We start from the raw sequence: 18,449 nt of genomic DNA, 5'->3' as shown, positions 1-18,449 counted from the left end.
ACTTCCACTATGAGTGCTCTTTCAAAGGAATGGTGCGCGGACGCTCCAGCCAGGCGCCGTCGCCATCAGGCACGATTTCGACCACATCGACCTGGGTGGCGCTGATGGCAACGATGCGGCCATCGTTGCGCCCCAGGTAATCGCCAACTTTCAGGCGATGCACTCCACCCGCTCCGCGCAACAATGCGAAAGAACCGGCGGCATTGCCGATCGTACCGACCATCTCGAACTGCTCGATGTTGAAACCTTCGAGGTATTGCTTGATCCGGTTGGGATCCGGTTTTACGTTGCGCGAGCCTTGTTTCTGCCCGGCCAGATCGACGCGCACCTGGCGCGAGAACGGGCTACGCAGGTTGGCGGCGCTGTAAGTGAATGTCGGGTAAGACCGAAATGTCGGGGTTGGTTCAATCTTGCCTGCCGGGCGCAGGCGTACTTCATTCATGTAGGCGTCGAGGTCGCTGAGGTCATCGCTGCCACCACATCCACTTAATGCCAGCAGCACCATCGACAAGGCCAGATAACGAATCAGGGTCATTTTTGCAGCCCTTTGTCGTTATAGCGGTAAGTCTTGGCAAGGATGCTCATGCGCAGTTTCGGCCCGCCCTCCTTATTGGCAGGGGCTAGTTCGAAGTCATGCAGGGTGACGATGCGCGGCAACCCGGCCACTCCGCTGACGAAGGTAGCAAGGTCGTGATAGGCGCCAGTGACGGTGATCTGAATCGGCAGTTCGATGTAGAACTGCTGGGCGACCTCCGGCAAGAGTTTGATCTCCTCAAACTCCAGACCACTGCCCAAACCGGTACGCGTGATGTCTTCCAGCAAGCCTGGCACTTCGGTGTCGCTGGGCAATTGCCGCAACAACACGCCGAACGTGTTCTCCATTTCCTTCATCTGCTGGGTGTACAACTCCAGATTCGCCGACAGGCGCGCCTTGCTGGCGAATTGCTCCTTGAGCGTGGCCTCCTCCTCGCGTTTGGCATCGAGCTGGTTTTCCATGTCACTGATGAAAAAGTTGTAACCCAGCGCCAACACCAACACCATCAACAACGCCCCCGCGATGGCTTTCACTGCCGCCGGCCAGGAACCGATATTGCTGCTATCCAGATCGTTGAAGTCGATGCTGCGCAGACTGTCCAGCCATTCGGACGGCTTCATGGCTCGTCCTCCACGGTCTTGGGCTGGGTCTGACGAACGGTCAACTGAAAGAGATTGGCCTGCTCCTGCTGATCGGCGGAAGTCGCTTTCACTTCGTTCAGGCTCGGTGCATCGAACCAGTCGGACGCATCCAGATTGCGCATCAACTCTGAGACGCGGTTATTCGACTCCGCAGCTCCGCTGATCGACAGGGTTTTGCCGGTCATTTTCACGTCAGTGAAATACACGCCATCGGGCAACGTGCGCGCCAGTTGATCGAAGATCCGCCCGCTGACCTGCCGGTTGCCCTGCAAGTCCTGGATGATGCGCATGCGCTCGACCAGCTGTTGACGGTGGGCCTTGAGCTCGCTGATCTGCTTGATCCGCTCGTCGACCACGGCGATCTGTTTGCCGATGTAGTCGTTGCGCGCCACTTGCCGGGCGATGGCGTTGCTGATGATTTGATCGGCAATGAATACGGCGCCCACCGAACCGACCACCACCCCGATCAAGGTCAGCAGAAAGCGTTTACGCCGCTCTTCGCGGCGCTCCTCACGCCAGGGTAAAAGGTTGATCCGCGCCATCAGTCGAAACTCCTGAGCGCGAGCCCGCAGGCAATCATCAGGGCTGGCGCGTCACTGGCCAGGGCCCCGGCGTTGACCTTACTGCTCAGGGCCATGTCGGAAAAAGGATTGGCCACCTGCGTCGGGGTATTCAGGCGTTGCTCGATCAGGCGATCCAGCCCCGGTACCGACGCCGTGCCGCCGGCCAGCAGGATGTGATCGACCGCGTTGTATTGCCCGGAGGCGAAGAAGAACTGCAAAGAGCGCGACACCTGCTGCACCAGCGCCTCGCGAAACGGCTGCAGCACTTCGCTGACGTAGTCGTCGGGCAGGCCGCCCTGTTTTTTCGCAAGGCCCGCCTGCTCGATGGTCAGGCCATAGCGGCGCTGGATTTCTTCGGTCAGTTGCCGGCCACCAAAGAGTTGCTCGCGGGTGTAGATGATCTTGCCGTTGTGCAGGACGCTGAGGGTGGTCATGGTCGCGCCGATGTCGACCACCGCTACGGTCAGACGCTCCTGGGACGCGGCCAACTGCGTCGCGAGCAACCCAAACGAGCGCTCCAGCGCATACGCCTCGACGTCGACCACTCGAGCGGTAAGCCCGGCCAGCGCGAGGGCCGCTTCACGGACTTCGACGTTTTCCTTGCGGCAGGCGGCGAGCAGCACGTTGACGCGCTCGGGGTTACGCGGCGAGACGCCCTGGACTTCGAAGTCGATGGCGACTTCGTCCAGCGGATAGGGAATGTATTGGTCGGCTTCAATCTTGAGCTGGTTCTCCAGCTCGTCGTCGGTCAGGCCCGCATCCATTTCGATGATCTTGGTGATCACCGCCGAACCGGCCACCGCCACCGCCACGTTCTTGTTGCCGGTGCGTGCCTTGACCAGCACCCGGCTCAGGGCCTGGCCCACACCTTCGAGCTCGGCGATGTTTTTTTCGACCACGGCGTTCGCCGGCAACGGCTCCACCGCGTATGCCTCAACCCGGTAGCGGTCGCCCTGACGGCTCAATTCCAGCAGCTTCACCGAGGTGGAGCTGATGTCGATCCCCAGTAACGTATTGGTCTTTTTATTGAAGAGTCCCAGCACTACCAATTCCCTATGACTTTCCGTGAGTTACGGACTCTGTAATACGCATTGCGTTCCTTCACCCCGTCTTGACAGAAGCGCAAATGACGCCTCCAGCAGAAAAGTGCTTATAATGCCCAGCGATTTTTTCCGCTTTTTACTGCCAGCGCGGGTCGTTCTGTGTGTCGCCACAACCCCCGTTGCCAAATTCATTCTTTGCCCTGGATGTCCAAACGCCTTGATTCGTTTGCTGAAATTTTTCGGTTGGTCCATCGTCGCCGTTTTCTGCGGACTGCTTTTAGGTCTCAGCGGGGCGTATCTTTACCTTAGTCCGGGTTTGCCATCCGTGGAGGCTCTGAGAAGCATTCAGTTGCAGATTCCACTGCGGGTCTACAGCAGCGATGACAAGTTGATCGCAGAATTCGGCGAAATGCGCCGGACTCCGATCCGTTTCGCCGACATTCCCCCCAATTTCATTAATGCGTTACTAAGTGCTGAAGACGACAATTTCGCCAATCACTACGGTGTCGATCCAAGCAGCCTGATGCGCGCCGCGACCCAACTGGTCAAGAGTGGACACATTCAATCCGGCGGCAGCACCATCACCATGCAGGTGGCGAAGAACTTCTTCCTGACCAGCGAACGCAGTTTCTCGCGCAAAACCACCGAAATCCTCCTGGCTCTGCAAATCGAACGTCAGCTGACCAAGGACGAGATCCTCGAGCTGTATGTGAACAAGATCTATCTGGGCAACCGCGCCTACGGCATCGAGGCGGCGGCGCAGGTTTATTACGGCAAATCGATCCGTGACGTCAGCCTCGCGCAGATGGCGATGATCGCCGGCCTGCCGAAAGCTCCGTCGCGTTTCAACCCGCTGGCCAACCCGGCGCGCAGTAAAGAACGTCGCGACTGGATCCTCGGACGCATGTACAAGCTTGGCAAGATCAACGAAACGGACTACACGGCTGCGATCAACGAGCCACTGAACGCCAGCTATCACGTGCCGACCCCGGAAGTGAACGCACCGTACATCGCCGAAATGGCCCGTGCCGAAATGGTCGGCCGTTATGGCAGCGACGCCTACACCGAAGGTTTCCGCGTCACCACCACGGTGCCGAGCAACTTGCAGGAAATGGCCAACACCGCTCTGCACGAAGGTTTGATGACCTACGACCAGCGTCACGGCTACCGTGGCCCCGAGTCGCGCCTGCCGGGCAAGACCCGTGAAGCGTGGGCAACCGAACTGACCAAACAGCGCACTATCAGCAGCCTGGAACCGGCGATCGTCACCCAGATCGACAAGAACGGTCTGCAAGTGCTGACCCGCACCGGCGAAGAGCACGTTGCCTGGGACACCATGAAATGGGCACGGCCGTTCCTCAACACCAACAGCATGGGCGCCAACCCGCGCCAGCCCTCGGATGTGGCACAGGTCGGCGATCTGGTTCGCGTGCAGCGCCAGAAAGACAACTCGCTGAAGTTCAGCCAGATTCCGCAGGCGCAAGGCGCACTGGTATCGCTGGATCCGCAGAACGGCGCGATTCGCTCGCTGGTCGGTGGTTTCGCCTTCGAGCAGAGCAACTACAACCGCGCCATGCAGGCCAAGCGTCAGCCGGGTTCGAGCTTCAAGCCGTTCGTCTATAGCGCTGCATTGGACAGTGGTTACACCGCCGCCACACTGGTCAACGATGCGCCGATCGTGTTCGTCGACGAGTACCTGGACAAGGTCTGGCGCCCGAAGAACGACACCAACACCTTCCTCGGCCCGATCCGTCTGCGCGAGGCGCTGTACAAGTCGCGCAACCTGGTGTCGATCCGCTTGCTGCAGGCGATGGGCGTGGGCAAGACCATCGACTACATCACCCGCTTCGGCTTCAACAAGCAGGATCTGCCGCCAAACCTGTCGCTGGCACTGGGCACTGCAACGCTGACGCCGATGGAGATCGCCACCGGTTGGAGCACCTTCGCCAACGGCGGCTACAAGATCACCCCGTACATCATCGACAAGATCGAAAGCCGCAATGGCGACACGCTGTTCGTCGCCAACCCGCCGACTGTGCCTCAGGGTGGCTCAGCCAGCGACGGTATCGCAGCGCCGGCCGAGCAGTCGCTCACCGTCAACGCCGCGCCGGTTCCGGGTGAAGCTTCGGGCGCCGCAGCGGCACCACAAGCGCCGGCCGTAGCGGAGCGGATCGTCGATGGTCGCACTACTTATATCCTCAACAGCATGTTGCAGGACGTGATCAAGCTCGGCACCGGTCGTCGCGCGCTGGCGCTGGGTCGCAGCGACATCGCCGGTAAAACCGGCACCACCAACGAATCGAAAGACGCCTGGTTCTCCGGTTACAACGCCGATTACGTGACCACGGTATGGACGGGCTTCGACCAGCCGGAAAGCCTAGGTCGCCGAGAGTTCGGTGGCACCGTGGCACTGCCGATCTGGATGAACTACATGGGCGCTGCGCTGAAGGACAAGCCGCCTCACGTCCAGCCTGAGCCGGAAGGTTTGCTCAGTCTGCGGGTAGATCCGGTCAGCGGCCGTGCGGCGACGCCGAGCACGCCAGGGGCTTACTTCGAGCTGTTCAAGGCTGAAGACACACCACCGTCGGTGAATGAGCTGGGTAATGGCTCGGTACCGGGTAGCCCGCTGCCGGCGGACGAACAGGCGCCGATCGATTTGTTCTGATCCTGAAGCAGCAAAAAAGCCCCGCCTTCGATTGAAGTGCGGGGCTTTTTTATGCCTCAAAGCACGATCAGAAGATCGCAGCCTTCGGCAGCTCCTACAGGATCGTTGCCGATCCGCGAAATCGGCAGTGTCCACGGCCAACTGCAGGAGCTGCCGAAGGCTGCGATCTTTTGATCTGTGTCTAGTCCTGAAATAGGTTTACACCTGTTTCACCCTAACGCCCGATGCACCGCATCGGGCGTTTTGTATTTTAAAGAGAGGTGCGGCCGCTCCTGGTTGTAGATCGTGACGGCCTCTCGCACCATCTGTGTGGCCTGCGCAAAATCCGCAGGTCGGTGGATCAAGAACTCTGTTTTCAAGATGCCGTTGACCCGCTCTGCCAAGGCGTTTTGGTAGCAGTCGTAGCCGTCGGTCATCGAGCAAGTGATGCCATGCTTTGCGTGCATTTCTTGATAAAGGGCCGAGCAGTACTGCGCGCCTCGATCCGAGTGATGGACCAGTTTCTGAACGCTTCGACGTCGCTTCAAAGCCATTCGAAAGGCTTGCACCACGGAGTTGGTGTGCAGACTTTCATGCACGTGATAGCCGACTATTTTTCTCGAAAAGACATCCGTCACTAAACTCAAATAGGCAACGCCATCACGGGTAGGCAGGTAAGTAATATCGGCCACCCAGACCTGTTCTGGGCCGGTAGCGACTATTTGTTCCGGGCTTGGTTTCAGCAGATTGGGGTGTCGGCGGAAGCGATGATGGCTGTCGGTCGTCTTGTGATACGCCCGTTTTCTGCGGACCAACTGGCGGCTTTCCCGCAAAACCGCGAACAAACGATCCCGGCCAACATGGAGCTCCTGTTGCTCACGCTGCTCATGCATCATCGAATGCAGCTTGCGAGTGCCGATGCACGGTTGGCGAGCACGGACCTTCTCTACAAACGTTATGAGCTGCTGATCCTGGTCGGCCCGAGCCCTGTAGACCCGGTTGCGTTTGTAATAGGCCTGACGGCTTATTCCCATAAATTGGCAAGCCCTGCTGACACTCAGGGTTTGGGTTTGCGCAACGACTTGCCGGGTCGCTTTTTTACGACAGATACGCCGTAGTCATTTTTCAGAACATCGACCACGGCTTCAAAGAATTGGGCTTTCTGAGTTGCCAGCGCCAGTTGTTCCTCGAGTTCTTTGATTCTTTGCTCGGGAGTCAGTGGCAAGGTTGGCTCGTCCATAGATCTGATCCTCTGGGAACGAATGGAGGCGCCTTGGCTCCAGTCCTGGCGACCATGTTTGCGTAACCAAACCAGCACCGTCGACCGACCCTGAATCCCATAGCGCCGCTGAGCCTCTTTATAACTCAACTCGCCTTTTTCGACCTGGTCGACAACCGATAATTTAAAAGCCAGTGTGTAATCACGCTGACTGCGCTTCGTGCCCGTATCCATTGCACCTTCCTGAAAAGAAGTCAGAAGGTGTAAACCTTATTCAGGACGGGACACTGCCATACAAAAAGCCCCGACTCTCTCGTTATTCCCCCACCTGGGAATACATAGTTCGGATGCTTAAGTCAGTAATGAATCACCATACCCCTCTCTGAGGGGTATTTTTTTGCTCTGTCCGTGTGAAAGCCATACCGTAATCTACCATTGTATGTAGCTGGAACTTGGTTCTATGTATCAGGGAAAGGATATGGGGTTGAAGTTTCTATGCTTCTTAGCAGACAGCTTTTATCCGATCGTCGCCATCGTTAGCGTTGGCCAGCTTCGCGTATCGCAACCTCATCGATTGGAGCAACGCTATGCCTACAGGTTACTACTTGGCATGCCTCGAAACTCACCGTTATGTATGGATAGGCGCGCTTGGCGACACAACGTCCGCAGCGGGTGTCGACGCTGAACTCGTATCTAATTTCTGCTTGGTACACCGCGGTAAGGCGCTCATTGTGGTTAGCGAAACACATCAGGTCGTTGAGAACGGCTACGAATGGGCGAATTAACCTGCACAGTTCGTAGATGAGGAGCACTTCATGTTTGTTACGGTGAAGGCTCGTGTCTACACAGATGCGACAGGTGTCTACACGGAACTGCCAGCGCTGCTTACGCCCGATGGTGTGCTAGAGACGCTGCTCGACTATTGTCTTCACCGAAGCCACGACCGAAGTCTGACGTGGATGCGGAAGGTGACACGCTCCGTGCGGATGTTCCTCGAGTATCTGCAAACCAATCCGGAGGAGTGCGAAACCTACCTACTATTCCAGAACTTCGCCCAACGACTCTATACCGGGACTTTCGACCGCGAGACAAGACTTGATCCCAGCGGCTTGTGCTGGCCGCCACGCTCACCGCAGGATGCTTCACACATTATCACCCACCTCTCCGACTTCTTCGATTGGCTCGGCAAGACCCGACCTGAGGCGGCCAAGGTGAACTCCCAATATGCAGGCAGCGCCTTTGATCGACAGACCGACGAGGCCGCTTATCAGTACAAACGCAGCAAGGCCTTCCTTGGACATACCTGGGCGCAGAACCTATCCCCCGCCGAGACAGGGCACTTTGTGCGAGGCCAGCGCCTACCTAAGGTTGAGCGAAGCGATCCCCCGGCCTTTCCGGAAGAGCGCTTCGAGGAACTGCTGGTCAAGGGATTTTGCGTTGCTGGACGCTACGACTATCGCGGCATGCTCCTCACCTTGCTGCAGCACGGCGCGGGCTTCCGTGAATCGGAGCCTTTCCATCTCTACATCTCCGACGTGTGCCCGAACCCTGCCAATCCACGTCAGGCGCAGGTCTTCATCCACCATCCGAGCCACGGTGCCGCACCCAGCGATTGGCGCGACGAGCGGGGACGGCCATGCAAGGGCAAGCGATCCGAATACCTCGCCCTCCAGTTCGGCCTCGTCCCCCGTACCGACCTGATGAACCGACGACACGCTGGCTGGAAGGGCGGCATGCACGATGGGGCTTACTACAAGCAGGCGTACTGGTTTGTGCCTGAGTACAGCGAGTGGTTCCTGCAACTCTGGCACCGTTACCTCGAACAGGTAGCGCGTATTGAGCGTGGCCACCCATTTGCCTTTATCAACCTGAGCCGTGAGCCCATCGGCGCTATGTACACGCTCACCCAGTACAACAAGGCGCACGCTGCGGCATGCGAACGTATCGGGCTCACGGTGAGTAAGGCGCTGGGCACCACGCCGCACGGTCACCGCCACGCCTATGGCCGGCGACTGCGCAAAGCTGGCGTCGATAAGGAGTTCATCCGTCGCTTCATGCACCATGCGTCGCTCGAGAGCCAGGAGGTCTACACCCAGGCGAACACTCGCGAGGCCCTCGCAGCACTAGAGGCAGCTGCGCAGCGGTTACGGGATAAATACGACGGGATACTTCCAGCGACTGGTTTGTTGTTGCCCCGATAGTGAACTCGAAGATTAGGAGCTCTCATGGCAGAAAAGAAACCTACAGCGCTCAAAGCCTCAACCATCTTGGCCCCAAAGGTAATAGGAGTTCGACGTGAATCGGACATCGCGCTTGGCTGGGTCGAGCGCGATTATCCGCAACTGGGTGTCTGGCGCATATTTGCGATGGACTGGCTGAAGGGCGAGACTACCGGCCTAGACAAGAAGCTGAAAGCCTTGAGCGCGTTCTTTGAGCGATTTCTTATCCAGCAGAGACTGCCGCTGGACCCTGCTGTGTTCCTATCGAGAAACTCAATTCTTCCTGACTTATACCGGGTGGCACTCCCAGATTCGATAGAGGGCGTTGTATCTAATAACTGGATTCACTCCTTCTTGAATTTCGTGCTGCTACGAGAATTCAGCAAACCAGCCGACGACGGTCAGCCGGTGATCTTGCCATCCTTCCGCAATCCTGTTCCCCGCCTCTCTAGGGCCGGGATGCTCAAAAATTATGAGAGTGTGTACTCTCCGCTACCTTACGGCTATATCGTGCGCTTGCGGCAGATACTTGCTGCGGGGCCACATTTCCGCGACTGGCAGTGGGCGCAGGATGCGTTAGGGACCGCAACTGGTCATGGCGGATCTGTCGCACCAGACTGGTTCGAGGTAGAAGAAGAACAGATAGATCGCAATGACCCGGACTGCGTATGGCGAGTCAGGAAATTTAACCGGAATTATCGCGGTGGGTCAGTGCTGGAAATGTGGAGCCCGGTTCGATGGGTGGCCCTGCTCGTGAAGCTCATTTTGCCGCTGCGCAACCACCAGGTCCGCCTGCTCGACTCGGGCGAAGCTGATACTTGGCGGTATGAGAAAAGTGTTTGGGTTCTAAATACGAATAGGCTAGCGGAGGGTAGCGAACGCCGACCGCTGCGACAGGGAGTATTTCGCCGTAGCGACACATTTGTCGATGGTGCCGAACTGCCAACCCAGCTCTACATAAACACTAACAAGACCTCTGACATCGCCAAGTCCGGACCTGAAAAAGGCTATGTCCTGCCATGGCCCGCTGGGGGGGCTGAGCATCAGGATATATTGTACTGGTTTGAAAAACTGCGCGACTGGCAAGAGAAATACAACCCGATTTCGAGGCGCACGAACTGGGCAGAATTGGACGCGCGTCACATTATGGTGAAAAGCGAGGTGCAACTGGCAGGTTATCCCAGGGCCTGCTTTCTCTTCCGCCTGCCGGAATCGCGCGATGGCAAGCGCAACCTTCCTTTAAGCCGAGACTCGTTGGATATGCCTTGGTATCGCTTGCTGGAGACGCTCGAGCTGCAGCTTGCCAACCAAGGCGAAACGCATTGCAACGGCATCCCGATTCGTTTCATTCCGGCCCAGGAATTACGAACCAAAAGAAAACCAGGAACATATACAGTAACTCTCTTTCCTCTGCACAGTCTGCGAGTATCACTCATCACCGCGCTTGCCCTAGAAGGGCTGGTGCCGTTCCCTATCCTTCAAAAACTCGTAGGCCACAGCCGTTTGCTGATGACTTTGTACTACACCAAGCCCGGTGCGACGCATATCCGCGACGTGTTGCGTAAGGCAGTAGAGCGACTGGAGGAGAGCAAAGAAGTAAGCATTCAAAATTTTCTACTAGACACCGAATATGATGAACTCCTAGAAAAGGCCATCTGCAACAGCGTGTCCGGCTTTGCCGCCGCCATTCCCTCGCATCCAGCCGCACGGAACCCAGTTGGTTGGATGCCAATGCACCACGGGCTTTGCTTGGTCGGCGGCAACACTAGTGAAATCGAAGAGAATAGCTCGGTGGGTGGTTGCTATAACGGCGGCCCTCAGATTGGCTCACCGAGTTTAAAGAAATATGGCCCAGTGCCCGGCGGTAGCAGAAATTGCGTGCGCTGCCGCTGGTTTGTGACCGAGCCGCACCATATGCCTGCACTGGTCGCCCACTTTAATACTCTCGCCTATCACTTTGACGAGGCACGTAACGCCTGTATTACTCATGAAAACACGCTGCAAGACCTGAAAAAACAAAAAGCGGACGCCGAGGAAGAAAACCAACCGTTTGTGCGGATTGACGCGTACCGGCAGGCAGAGCGGGTCTGGGAAAAAAGCATTAAACGCTTCAGCGACCTTGCCGAGGACTTGGTAGCCTGTTGGCGTCTCATCGAACGCTGCAAAGCTGCCCTTCATGCGCAGCTTGGCGATGGTACGCAATTAATCGTAGCTGGCATGGTGGGTGATGTGAATATCGCTTTCGAAGAAACGGAGTCGGAGTTACTCCAGCTTGCGGGCGTATGCGAAAGCGTTGAGGTCTACCCTGACCTAGAGCCGGGTAAGGCGGTGTTCCGTCGTAGTCAGTTGCTTGATGCTGTCCTTTATCGCGAGGATCTGTCTCCCCTGTTCATGCTACTAAGCGAACAGGAGCAACTTCTCGCCGGCAACGCTTTTATGCGCCACCTTGCGCAGAAAATGAACCCGGAGAATCCCGCGCTTGGCCAACGCCAAGTGATTCATTTGATTGACGCGGGTGTGAGCCTAAGCCACCACTTCGACATAGACCTCGCTACGCTGCTACCGCCGATAAATTGCCCTCAGACAGCTTATGCCAGGCACCGGGTCCTCCCAGGAGACGAGACATGAATGGCAAAACGGACATTCACCCGGATGCGGTCCTAGAAGCGTTACTAGCCAAAGGCGGGCGTTCGAACCGCCGCGCAAACCTGGCGAAGATGCACGAGCTTTGCCGCAAGCATTATGAAGCCAGGTCCCGAGACTTTTCGTTGCCAGCCATCGGCCGGCTGGCCGAAGCTGGCAACGTCATGAAGGGGCGAGCTCTCTATAACGCCCAGTCCGCAGACTATCGAGTGCTCATCGAAGCTTGGGCGGCCTACGCCGGACCGCCGGTGCCAAAACCGGCGAAGGTGCTGGCAAGCCATGAGTATCTGATTCGCATTGAAGATCCAGCTATCCGCTCCATCATGCAAGCCGTCATCGCCGAGCGAGATAAGCTCAAGGCACAACTCAACGTCCTTAAGGCTAACACTCAAGTTACTGTTGACCGACGCCCACTGGGAGCAACTATCCCGGTGGCCCCTGGAATGCAGTCAGTAGCTGTGCTTGCCCTCTCTGCGCAACTAACCCCGTCTGAACGAGATTCTCTTCAGAAGGCCATATCACCCGAGTACCTTGGAGAACGAAGCCTTCATGAAGGCAGCCATGGCGAAATTATCAATGAGCGAGGCCGGACAATATTTGAAGTGGGCTTTGCGAGGGCGATACGTAAAATACTGGGTAATTGACGTCAACTGCAATTTATTCTAGCGAAAAATGAACTGCTGAGTTGATTAGAAGAGTACAAAGCCGTAATCGCAAGGAACTGTAATGGCACATCGTGACATAAAATACAAACGAAAAAACCTAACCATACATAAATCAGTCACTACACCGCATTTCAACGAAAGGACCGTGCTAGTTACCAGCACTTGGGATTACGTTGACTTGTGGCTGAAGCGGGCCGGAAAAAAAGATGCTAGGTTTTTCTGGAGTCAGGCAAGGAGTTTCTATGACGCCACTAAAATGCTCCCTAAAACGTCTGCCCCTCTCACTGCTTACTATTGCTTCTTGAATGCAACAAAAACACTATTGCTAGCCAAAGGCGTCCAGTTCAGCGATGAGCACGGTGTATCGGGTTACACGAAAAAGGGACATACCTCCCTTAGTAATGAGCAGGTAAAATTTAAGACTTCCGGCATCCTTCCAGCACTGTGCCGACACCTAGGTGAGCCTGCTGACGAAAACTCATATTCGCTAAAGGATCTTTTATATAATCTCCCTGGCATACACCGAGCGTTTAACTTGACCTATAGCTCTGATTCTGAGCTTTTTATACCATTGGCAGATCCAAAAATTGTTAAGTCTGCAAAAACAAATGAGGCATGGTTTTGTGCTGAAGTCACAGGGCAATACGCCACAAACCATACTATGAACAAGCTACCCGATAAATTCGAACGAGATATCAGTGTTGAAGATGCTTTTCTAATTAGATCAACTAACAGGTTCAACTGGAAGCCGAATCAGGTTGAGCAGAACCTGGTAAGATATAAAGGCTACCATACAAAGCTCAGAAAAAATATTTACTATATAAACGGCGCTCAGCGGCTTTGGTACTTGAAGCGCGCAGGCAATATCGCAGGCCTTATACCTAGAAGCTCCATGACCATCGCTTTTGCTGCTATGCATAAATTATCTGAAATGGCTAGATATGAGCCTGATAAGTTGTCACGACATTTCGACTGCCAACATAACTGGCTACTCTCGGAGTTCATATCTTCGGCATCTGCCCAATTTATTGATGAAATATCTTCTGAGCTTACAGGTCATGAATTCATGTTGCCTGGCAGAAACTGACTAATTTGAGTTGTCGCCCTCATAATTGTTGTAGCTTTAAATCAGGGGTCGAGATAAATATCGTCAGTACGCTCTAATATGCTCAATCGTAGGAGATATCTGATGGACGTCGCATGGTTTCTGAAACGGCGCGTTAGCTTTATCCGATACTTTTATCGCGATGCCTCTGCACCTTTTGTCGAGCGTATACGTTTGATCGAAACAGGTGAGCCCTTTGAGCCCCCATATAGTGATGACGGCGAGCCACCGTACTAGATCGAGTGGGGTGAAGCATCCGATGCTGTTCAGATGCTGGGGCACTCCTGTGTATCGATGCTGGCTGGTGGATTTGGACAATAAAAACTGTCGCTGAAGGTTTGGAGGCCGCAAGGCCTCCATCTCTGTATCAATCTTCTTAAGCTGACTGTATCAGGCATGAATTCAAAGATTGCTACTAGTTTTCCATTGCATTCCACTGGGGCGACAGCCATGGAGCGCGGGAGAAATCAAAGATAAATTTTGTCCCTATGGCTTCTTAGGTGATAGTCTTTAAGGTAATCTAAATAACTCTGGTAGTATATTTTTGGAGTTCCAAGGTCGGCGACCATTTCCTCAAAATCTCTAGGAAAGGGACGATATATAGTTTTTATCTCTCTCATTCGTGAGGCATAAATACCGTTATGATTGTGGTCGCCTTCATAGCTCGAGTACAGATATTTTCCCCCAACACTAAACCCGCGCTTCGCCAGCATCCGATCAACTTCTAGCTCAGCTGTTTCCGGATGCATATAGAACCATTCGGAGTTTCGACCTGTATATAAGTGCATGACTGGATCAGCAAATGATCTTCGGTGAATATAGCCTTCGATATCCTTTAGCTCAACCTTTGAAATTCCATAGGTTAGTTTTGAGAGATTATAAGTGGCAAAAAGTACAATGAAAGGGTTATAGGTTTTTCCCTCAGCAAGTCTTTGTTCAGGGGTTTTTTTTGTTGTTAACCCAATTTTTGATATGCTCATATCTCTAATGTCGGCCACGATATACAGCCATCCATGTTCAGAGAGCGGATATGCAGCATAGTGATCGTTTTGTTCGGCTATTTCTTCGTCTGAGTCAAATCCATCATATTCGAAGTTCATTGAAAGGTTTTGCCCAAGAAATGATAATCTAGTATTGGTTAAGTATATTATCTCCATTCTTAATCAGCATTGTCAATGAAAGTTAAGGAGCATCCTATGTGGCTCAGTGAAACTGCGAAATATCCATAACCGCACGTTTTATGTAAATACCCTTCCCCCACAGCGATGCTGTATCAGAGATGAGAGTAGGCTTCCCGGAGTCTGAGAGGACCAAAAGGAGGCGTCTACAAAATTACTTACTGACAACCTATCGTCGTTATTTTGAAAGGAGCTGTGTGATGACTCGAACTAAAATAGCTAAAGCCAAAATAAGATCAATCAAGTCGCTCTTTTTTTTCATCTCGTGGGAAGGACACGAGCTAAATGTACAAATTTTTTGAGCAAACGCATGGGGGGATTGCGGGGTGAGGTGGGTATAGGAAGCGAAACCAAGCCAAATTGCTCAGCTTAGTTTCGCCCAGCTGCCGCTAAGTCAGCTCACGGGAGGCGGAGCCAAGCTGGTTTGCTGCTTACGATGTCCTTCCTCTGCAGTAACGCCGCTGTCCGTCGGCACGAGCGACCAGATCTTCGCCTCGATGCCGTCGTTCTGGAGCTTGCGCATGAAATATCGCGCCTGCAGCGCATCGTGGGTCGCGATTACGACCTGAAAACCGTGGTCGACAATGTAGTCACGCAGCAAATCGAAGACCGCGGACGCATGCACCAGGTCGTGGTGCTGGGTCGGATCATCGAGCAGCAGGGCTTTCCAAGGTGACCATTGGTGACTCATGGCCATTGACAACAGGAAGGTCAACTGAAGATCAGTCAGCTGAGCCTCGCTTGCGACGTCAGGTACCGGGGCTGATTTCTTGCCCAGCGGTACTGAGACCTCGGCCCGTTCCTTATTGTAGGAGGTGAAAAACTTAAGGCTCGCTTCGTGGAACCTCGTTTCGCGCACGACCCGCTTGAGCAGTGCCTGCCAGCGGGGAACAACCTTACTAACGTGCTTCTGAACGTTTCCGATTTCCTTCTTCAAGAAGCCATCTAGGGCGTCCATAGCATCCGACAGCTTGGTTAAATCGGCCAGTTGTCCGGTGGCAATAGTGATCCTGTCGTTGAGGTATGCAAAAAAACTCTCTTCTGTGCGATCCAAGCGTTGGACATCGATGAGCCGTTGCGCAAGCTGCGATTCATTCAGCTTGGCCCAAGCCGATATCTCAACCCCCAGATTTTCAAGCATCCCCAAGTTGCTCTCAAGACCAGCCAACGTCGAACGCAAGTTACTGACGCGAGCTTGAGCGGCTTCTGCGAGTGGATCGCCCATTAGGCCAAGCCTCTGCCAGCTGGCGCGCAGCGACGCGAGCTGGGACTGAGCATGCCTGATCGCCTCTTCGGTCGTTCTCACAGCACTGCTTAGCTCTAGCAGCTGGCTTTGTTGTGCGTCTAGCGCCGACTGGACAGTATCCGCTTTCCCATGAAGCTCGCGGATTCGATCGTCGAGCTGGTTTCTTTGTACCGTCAGCTCTTCCAGCGATCGCCCACCGGGTGCGCCTGACGTAAGTGCAGACAACGCGGCGATCGCTTGATCACGTCGAGTCAGCGACTCGCTGTGCCGAACCCGCGCCTGATCGAGCGCGGCAACAGCCGTTTTGTAGGCGTGGAGAGCCTGATCGAAAGTGTCCTGAGCGATCAACGGCTCCAGACCGGCGCGCCGATCTGTCAGGCTTCTGCGACTCGCTGAGATCCCCTCCAGTTGAACCCTTAGCGATTCTTTAGCCAATGGCACTGAATCGCTTGCCAGGATTGGATCAATGCGAAACTGAACAATCGCCCGCTCCAAGACCTGGCACATATCGTCCAGTGCCGCAAGGTTCGCCTGGCAATCCCCCACAGCTTCGAGCGCAGAAACTACCTCGGCGTCGCTTGCGGCCAAGGCCTCTACAGCGGCTTTCAATTGCTGATCGGCATCGGTCAGGCTAGGGTTTATCGCCTGCAAAGCGCTGGTTACACGGTTGTGCAAGTCCTCTGCGCCATGAGGATACAAACACAGCGGACAGCTTCCTTGTTCTGGCGGAAGGTGTTCGGCAATGGAGGCCACCGCCTGGCGAATCGCATCTGCGGAAGAACTCAACGCCTGATAATGATTTCTGGCCGCGTCTTCGGCGGTTTTGCACGCTTGCTGTGCAGCGCGTTTTTCGGCCAGCTCCGCGCCCAGATGGGCGAGAATCTCTTCAAGAAGATCTGACTCTTTACGGTTCTCCTTCAACCGCGTTTCGGTAGCTTCCCACTCGATGACCAACCGCTGGCCTTCACGCAGCCGTTTCTCTGTCTGGTCGAGCGATTGAAACTGATTGTCGAGCTGAGCGTGCTGATTCTGGATCTGCAGGTTGCGCTCATGCTTTTCCCGCAACGCTGCGCATTGTTGTTCGGCGTCCCCGACGACGGTAGCAGCCTCTGTTAACGCCTGGTTACGATGCTCGACCTGCTGTTTGGCACCGGCCTCATTGACCAGTCGCTCCAGCGCTTGTGCCACGCTCACACGCTCCTGTTGAGCGAGCTGGATATTGGTCTGGTGCTCCTGAAGGAGCGTCGCTTGTTCCGTTCGGCTCTTCGAGTGACTATCGAGCGTCTCGCGCGCGGCGGCCAATTGTGCGCTGAGCATTTCGAGTCGAGACCGCACGGCACCGAAGCTTTCTACCAGGCCGTCCGCCTCCGCCAAAACTACGATGAGTGCCTGCACACGCTCCACTTTGATACGCAAGATATCGAGCAGCGCGGAATGGGCGAGGGCCAGGGTGTCCTGATTCACGGGCTCCGAGAGTAGTCCAGGTGAAATCTGTTCAAGACTCTCCGTCTGGACGGCTACCTCTGAAACGACCTTGGCAAGGTGCTCCTGCGGACGCAAGGCCCCTACAGCGCCGGCTGCGGCGATGTCGCGCTCCTGGATGAGTCGATTCCAGTCACCCAGTTCTTTTTCAAGATCAATCAACCCCTTCTGTTGACGGTTTTTTTCGTCGGTCAATGACCGTCGTACAGAGGGAAGCGTCGCGCCGGCCCGGGAACCCTCACGCCCGATCGGAAGCTTCGCCAGCTGGGAACCGGCGTCTTTCTCGTCAGCCTTGACGATCCATTCATTCTCTCTTTGATCAAGCAAATGCGTCAGTCGAAGCAGGAATGGGAGGTCATTTTTGGGGATGCCGGGGAATAGGTCGCTCAGATCTCCTTCCTGGCTGACCTTACCCGCCGCGGTAACTTTGGACGTCGCGGTAAAATCAGCGAAGTTCAAACTGACCTGAGCGAACGCCTCGTCATCCCGAATGACATGGTTAATGTCGTCGTGAAGGCGGGCAATTCTCCCAGTGAGGCCAAATTCAATGGCCTCGAACAAGGTCGTTTTGCCCGTGCCATTGGGTGCGAGGACGATGGTTGCGCCAGGACTCAGCTCGATCTGAACACCAGGGCCGAATTTGCGCAGGTTTGACACCGTTATGGAATTCAACTTGCTCATTGCTGATCCTCGCTGCCAGCCATCGATTCGCGCAGCGAACGCGCAACGTCGGCGCCGTTCGTAGTCGACAGCAGTTCCGTCTTCCAGAAGTCAATATGGTCCTTTGTCCACGATTGAGCGGAGGAGAGCGCTTGTAACGCTGCAACCAGTGGGTCGCTAAGCGTTTCAACTTCGCCTGGAGGGTCGAGCGCCGCCAGGAATGTGCGGTCGAGAAACTCGATCGGCATCTCTTGCTGGCGCGCTACGACTTTCCGGCAGAATCGATCATCCGTTTCAATGCGAGTGGCCTCATCATGAGTGGTGTCTCTAAGGATGATGAACATATATAGATCGGACGTTTCCGGCTCCGGCAAGACGTCGCGAACATTGGCAGCCCACTGGTGAGCCGCTTGTACTGCGTGAGATGGAAGCTCGATCAACAAAACAGTTCGCCAGCCGGCCTTGTCTATACGAGCGCGTTTTAGTCGCAGAATTTGTGAGGCGTGATCAACCTCTGGAAGCTCCATCGCATCCGCCAGTTGTACCTCATACCGACCCTCGGCACGCAGGCTTATCGCCGCGGTCAATTGTTGGAGCGTCATCATA

The 18,449-nt window shown here is 55.1% G+C and carries 13 protein-coding genes; 5 read left to right on the top strand and 8 right to left on the bottom strand.

Annotation, left to right across the window (positions count from 1 at the left end; translation table 11 throughout):
* Positions 1-7: 7 nt before the first annotated feature.
* Genes PSH79_RS02070 through PSH79_RS02055 form a run of 4 tightly spaced genes read right to left on the bottom strand, consistent with a single transcriptional unit; the run spans position 8 to position 2,782 of the window.
* Entirely contained in the window at positions 8-535 is a 528-nt protein-coding gene (locus PSH79_RS02070) for a pilus assembly protein PilP (RefSeq protein ID WP_305441003.1), read from the bottom strand.
* A complete protein-coding gene (pilO, locus tag PSH79_RS02065; protein WP_305441001.1) occupies positions 532-1,155 on the bottom strand; it encodes a type 4a pilus biogenesis protein PilO in 624 nt (207 codons plus the stop codon). The genes PSH79_RS02070 and pilO overlap by 4 nt, the downstream gene beginning before the upstream one ends.
* Complete coding sequence (locus tag PSH79_RS02060) at positions 1,152-1,718, bottom strand: PilN domain-containing protein (protein WP_305440999.1); 567 nt, start codon at positions 1,716-1,718, stop codon at positions 1,152-1,154. Before PSH79_RS02060 ends, pilO begins: the two co-directional genes overlap by 4 nt.
* Positions 1,718-2,782, bottom strand: coding sequence for a pilus assembly protein PilM (locus PSH79_RS02055; protein ID WP_305440997.1), 1,065 nt, complete (start codon positions 2,780-2,782; stop codon positions 1,718-1,720). Before PSH79_RS02055 ends, PSH79_RS02060 begins: the two co-directional genes overlap by 1 nt.
* Positions 2,783-2,999: 217 nt before the next feature.
* Between PSH79_RS02055 and PSH79_RS02050 the strand changes: the two genes are divergently transcribed.
* Positions 3,000-5,447 (top strand): penicillin-binding protein 1A, encoded by a 2,448-nt coding sequence (locus PSH79_RS02050; protein WP_305440995.1) that lies wholly within the window; start codon positions 3,000-3,002, stop codon positions 5,445-5,447.
* Between the two features lie 209 nt (positions 5,448-5,656).
* Here PSH79_RS02050 and PSH79_RS02045 read toward each other — a convergent pair.
* Positions 5,657-6,879 (bottom strand): IS3 family transposase gene (locus PSH79_RS02045; RefSeq protein WP_370872524.1). Its coding sequence is split into 2 segments (ribosomal slippage): positions 5,657-6,528 and positions 6,528-6,879, totalling 1,224 coding nucleotides; the frame shifts between segments, so codons are not numbered across the junction.
* Between the two features lie 581 nt (positions 6,880-7,460).
* Here PSH79_RS02045 and gmtY point away from each other — a divergent pair.
* From gmtY to PSH79_RS02025, 4 genes are all read left to right on the top strand, one after another.
* Positions 7,461-8,846 carry a gamma-mobile-trio recombinase GmtY gene (gmtY, locus tag PSH79_RS02040; protein WP_305440993.1) on the top strand — a complete coding sequence of 462 codons (1,386 nt, stop codon included), beginning with the start codon at positions 7,461-7,463 and terminating at the stop codon, positions 8,844-8,846.
* A gap of 24 nt (positions 8,847-8,870) precedes the next feature.
* Positions 8,871-11,492: a VPA1269 family protein gene (locus PSH79_RS02035; RefSeq protein ID WP_305440991.1), complete on the top strand. Its 2,622-nt coding sequence runs from the start codon at positions 8,871-8,873 to the stop codon at positions 11,490-11,492.
* Positions 11,489-12,151: a gamma-mobile-trio protein GmtX gene (gene gmtX / locus PSH79_RS02030; protein WP_305440989.1), complete on the top strand. Its 663-nt coding sequence runs from the start codon at positions 11,489-11,491 to the stop codon at positions 12,149-12,151. The genes PSH79_RS02035 and gmtX overlap by 4 nt, the downstream gene beginning before the upstream one ends.
* Before the next feature lie 82 nt (positions 12,152-12,233).
* A complete protein-coding gene (locus PSH79_RS02025) occupies positions 12,234-13,259 on the top strand; it encodes a YaaC family protein (RefSeq protein WP_305440987.1) in 1,026 nt (341 codons plus the stop codon).
* A 485-nt stretch (positions 13,260-13,744) separates the two neighbouring features.
* Here PSH79_RS02025 and PSH79_RS02020 read toward each other — a convergent pair whose 3' ends face one another.
* The 3 genes from PSH79_RS02020 to PSH79_RS02010 all read right to left on the bottom strand — a co-directional run bounded on the left by PSH79_RS02020 (position 13,745) and on the right by PSH79_RS02010 (position 18,448).
* Positions 13,745-14,377 carry a GIY-YIG nuclease family protein gene (locus tag PSH79_RS02020; RefSeq protein WP_305440985.1) on the bottom strand — a complete coding sequence of 211 codons (633 nt, stop codon included), beginning with the start codon at positions 14,375-14,377 and terminating at the stop codon, positions 13,745-13,747.
* A 472-nt stretch (positions 14,378-14,849) separates the two neighbouring features.
* Positions 14,850-17,864: an AAA family ATPase gene (locus tag PSH79_RS02015; protein WP_305440983.1), complete on the bottom strand. Its 3,015-nt coding sequence runs from the start codon at positions 17,862-17,864 to the stop codon at positions 14,850-14,852.
* A complete protein-coding gene (locus tag PSH79_RS02010) occupies positions 17,861-18,448 on the bottom strand; it encodes an ABC-three component system middle component 1 (protein WP_305440981.1) in 588 nt (195 codons plus the stop codon). Before PSH79_RS02010 ends, PSH79_RS02015 begins: the two co-directional genes overlap by 4 nt.
* Position 18,449: the final 1 nt, after the last annotated feature.

The organism is Pseudomonas sp. FP2196, assembly GCF_030687715.1.
In the GTDB taxonomy this organism is placed as follows: Bacteria; Pseudomonadota; Gammaproteobacteria; order Pseudomonadales; family Pseudomonadaceae; genus Aquipseudomonas.
The sequence above is the reverse complement of the archived record's forward strand: the minus strand, read 5'-3'. Positions and strand labels throughout refer to the sequence as shown.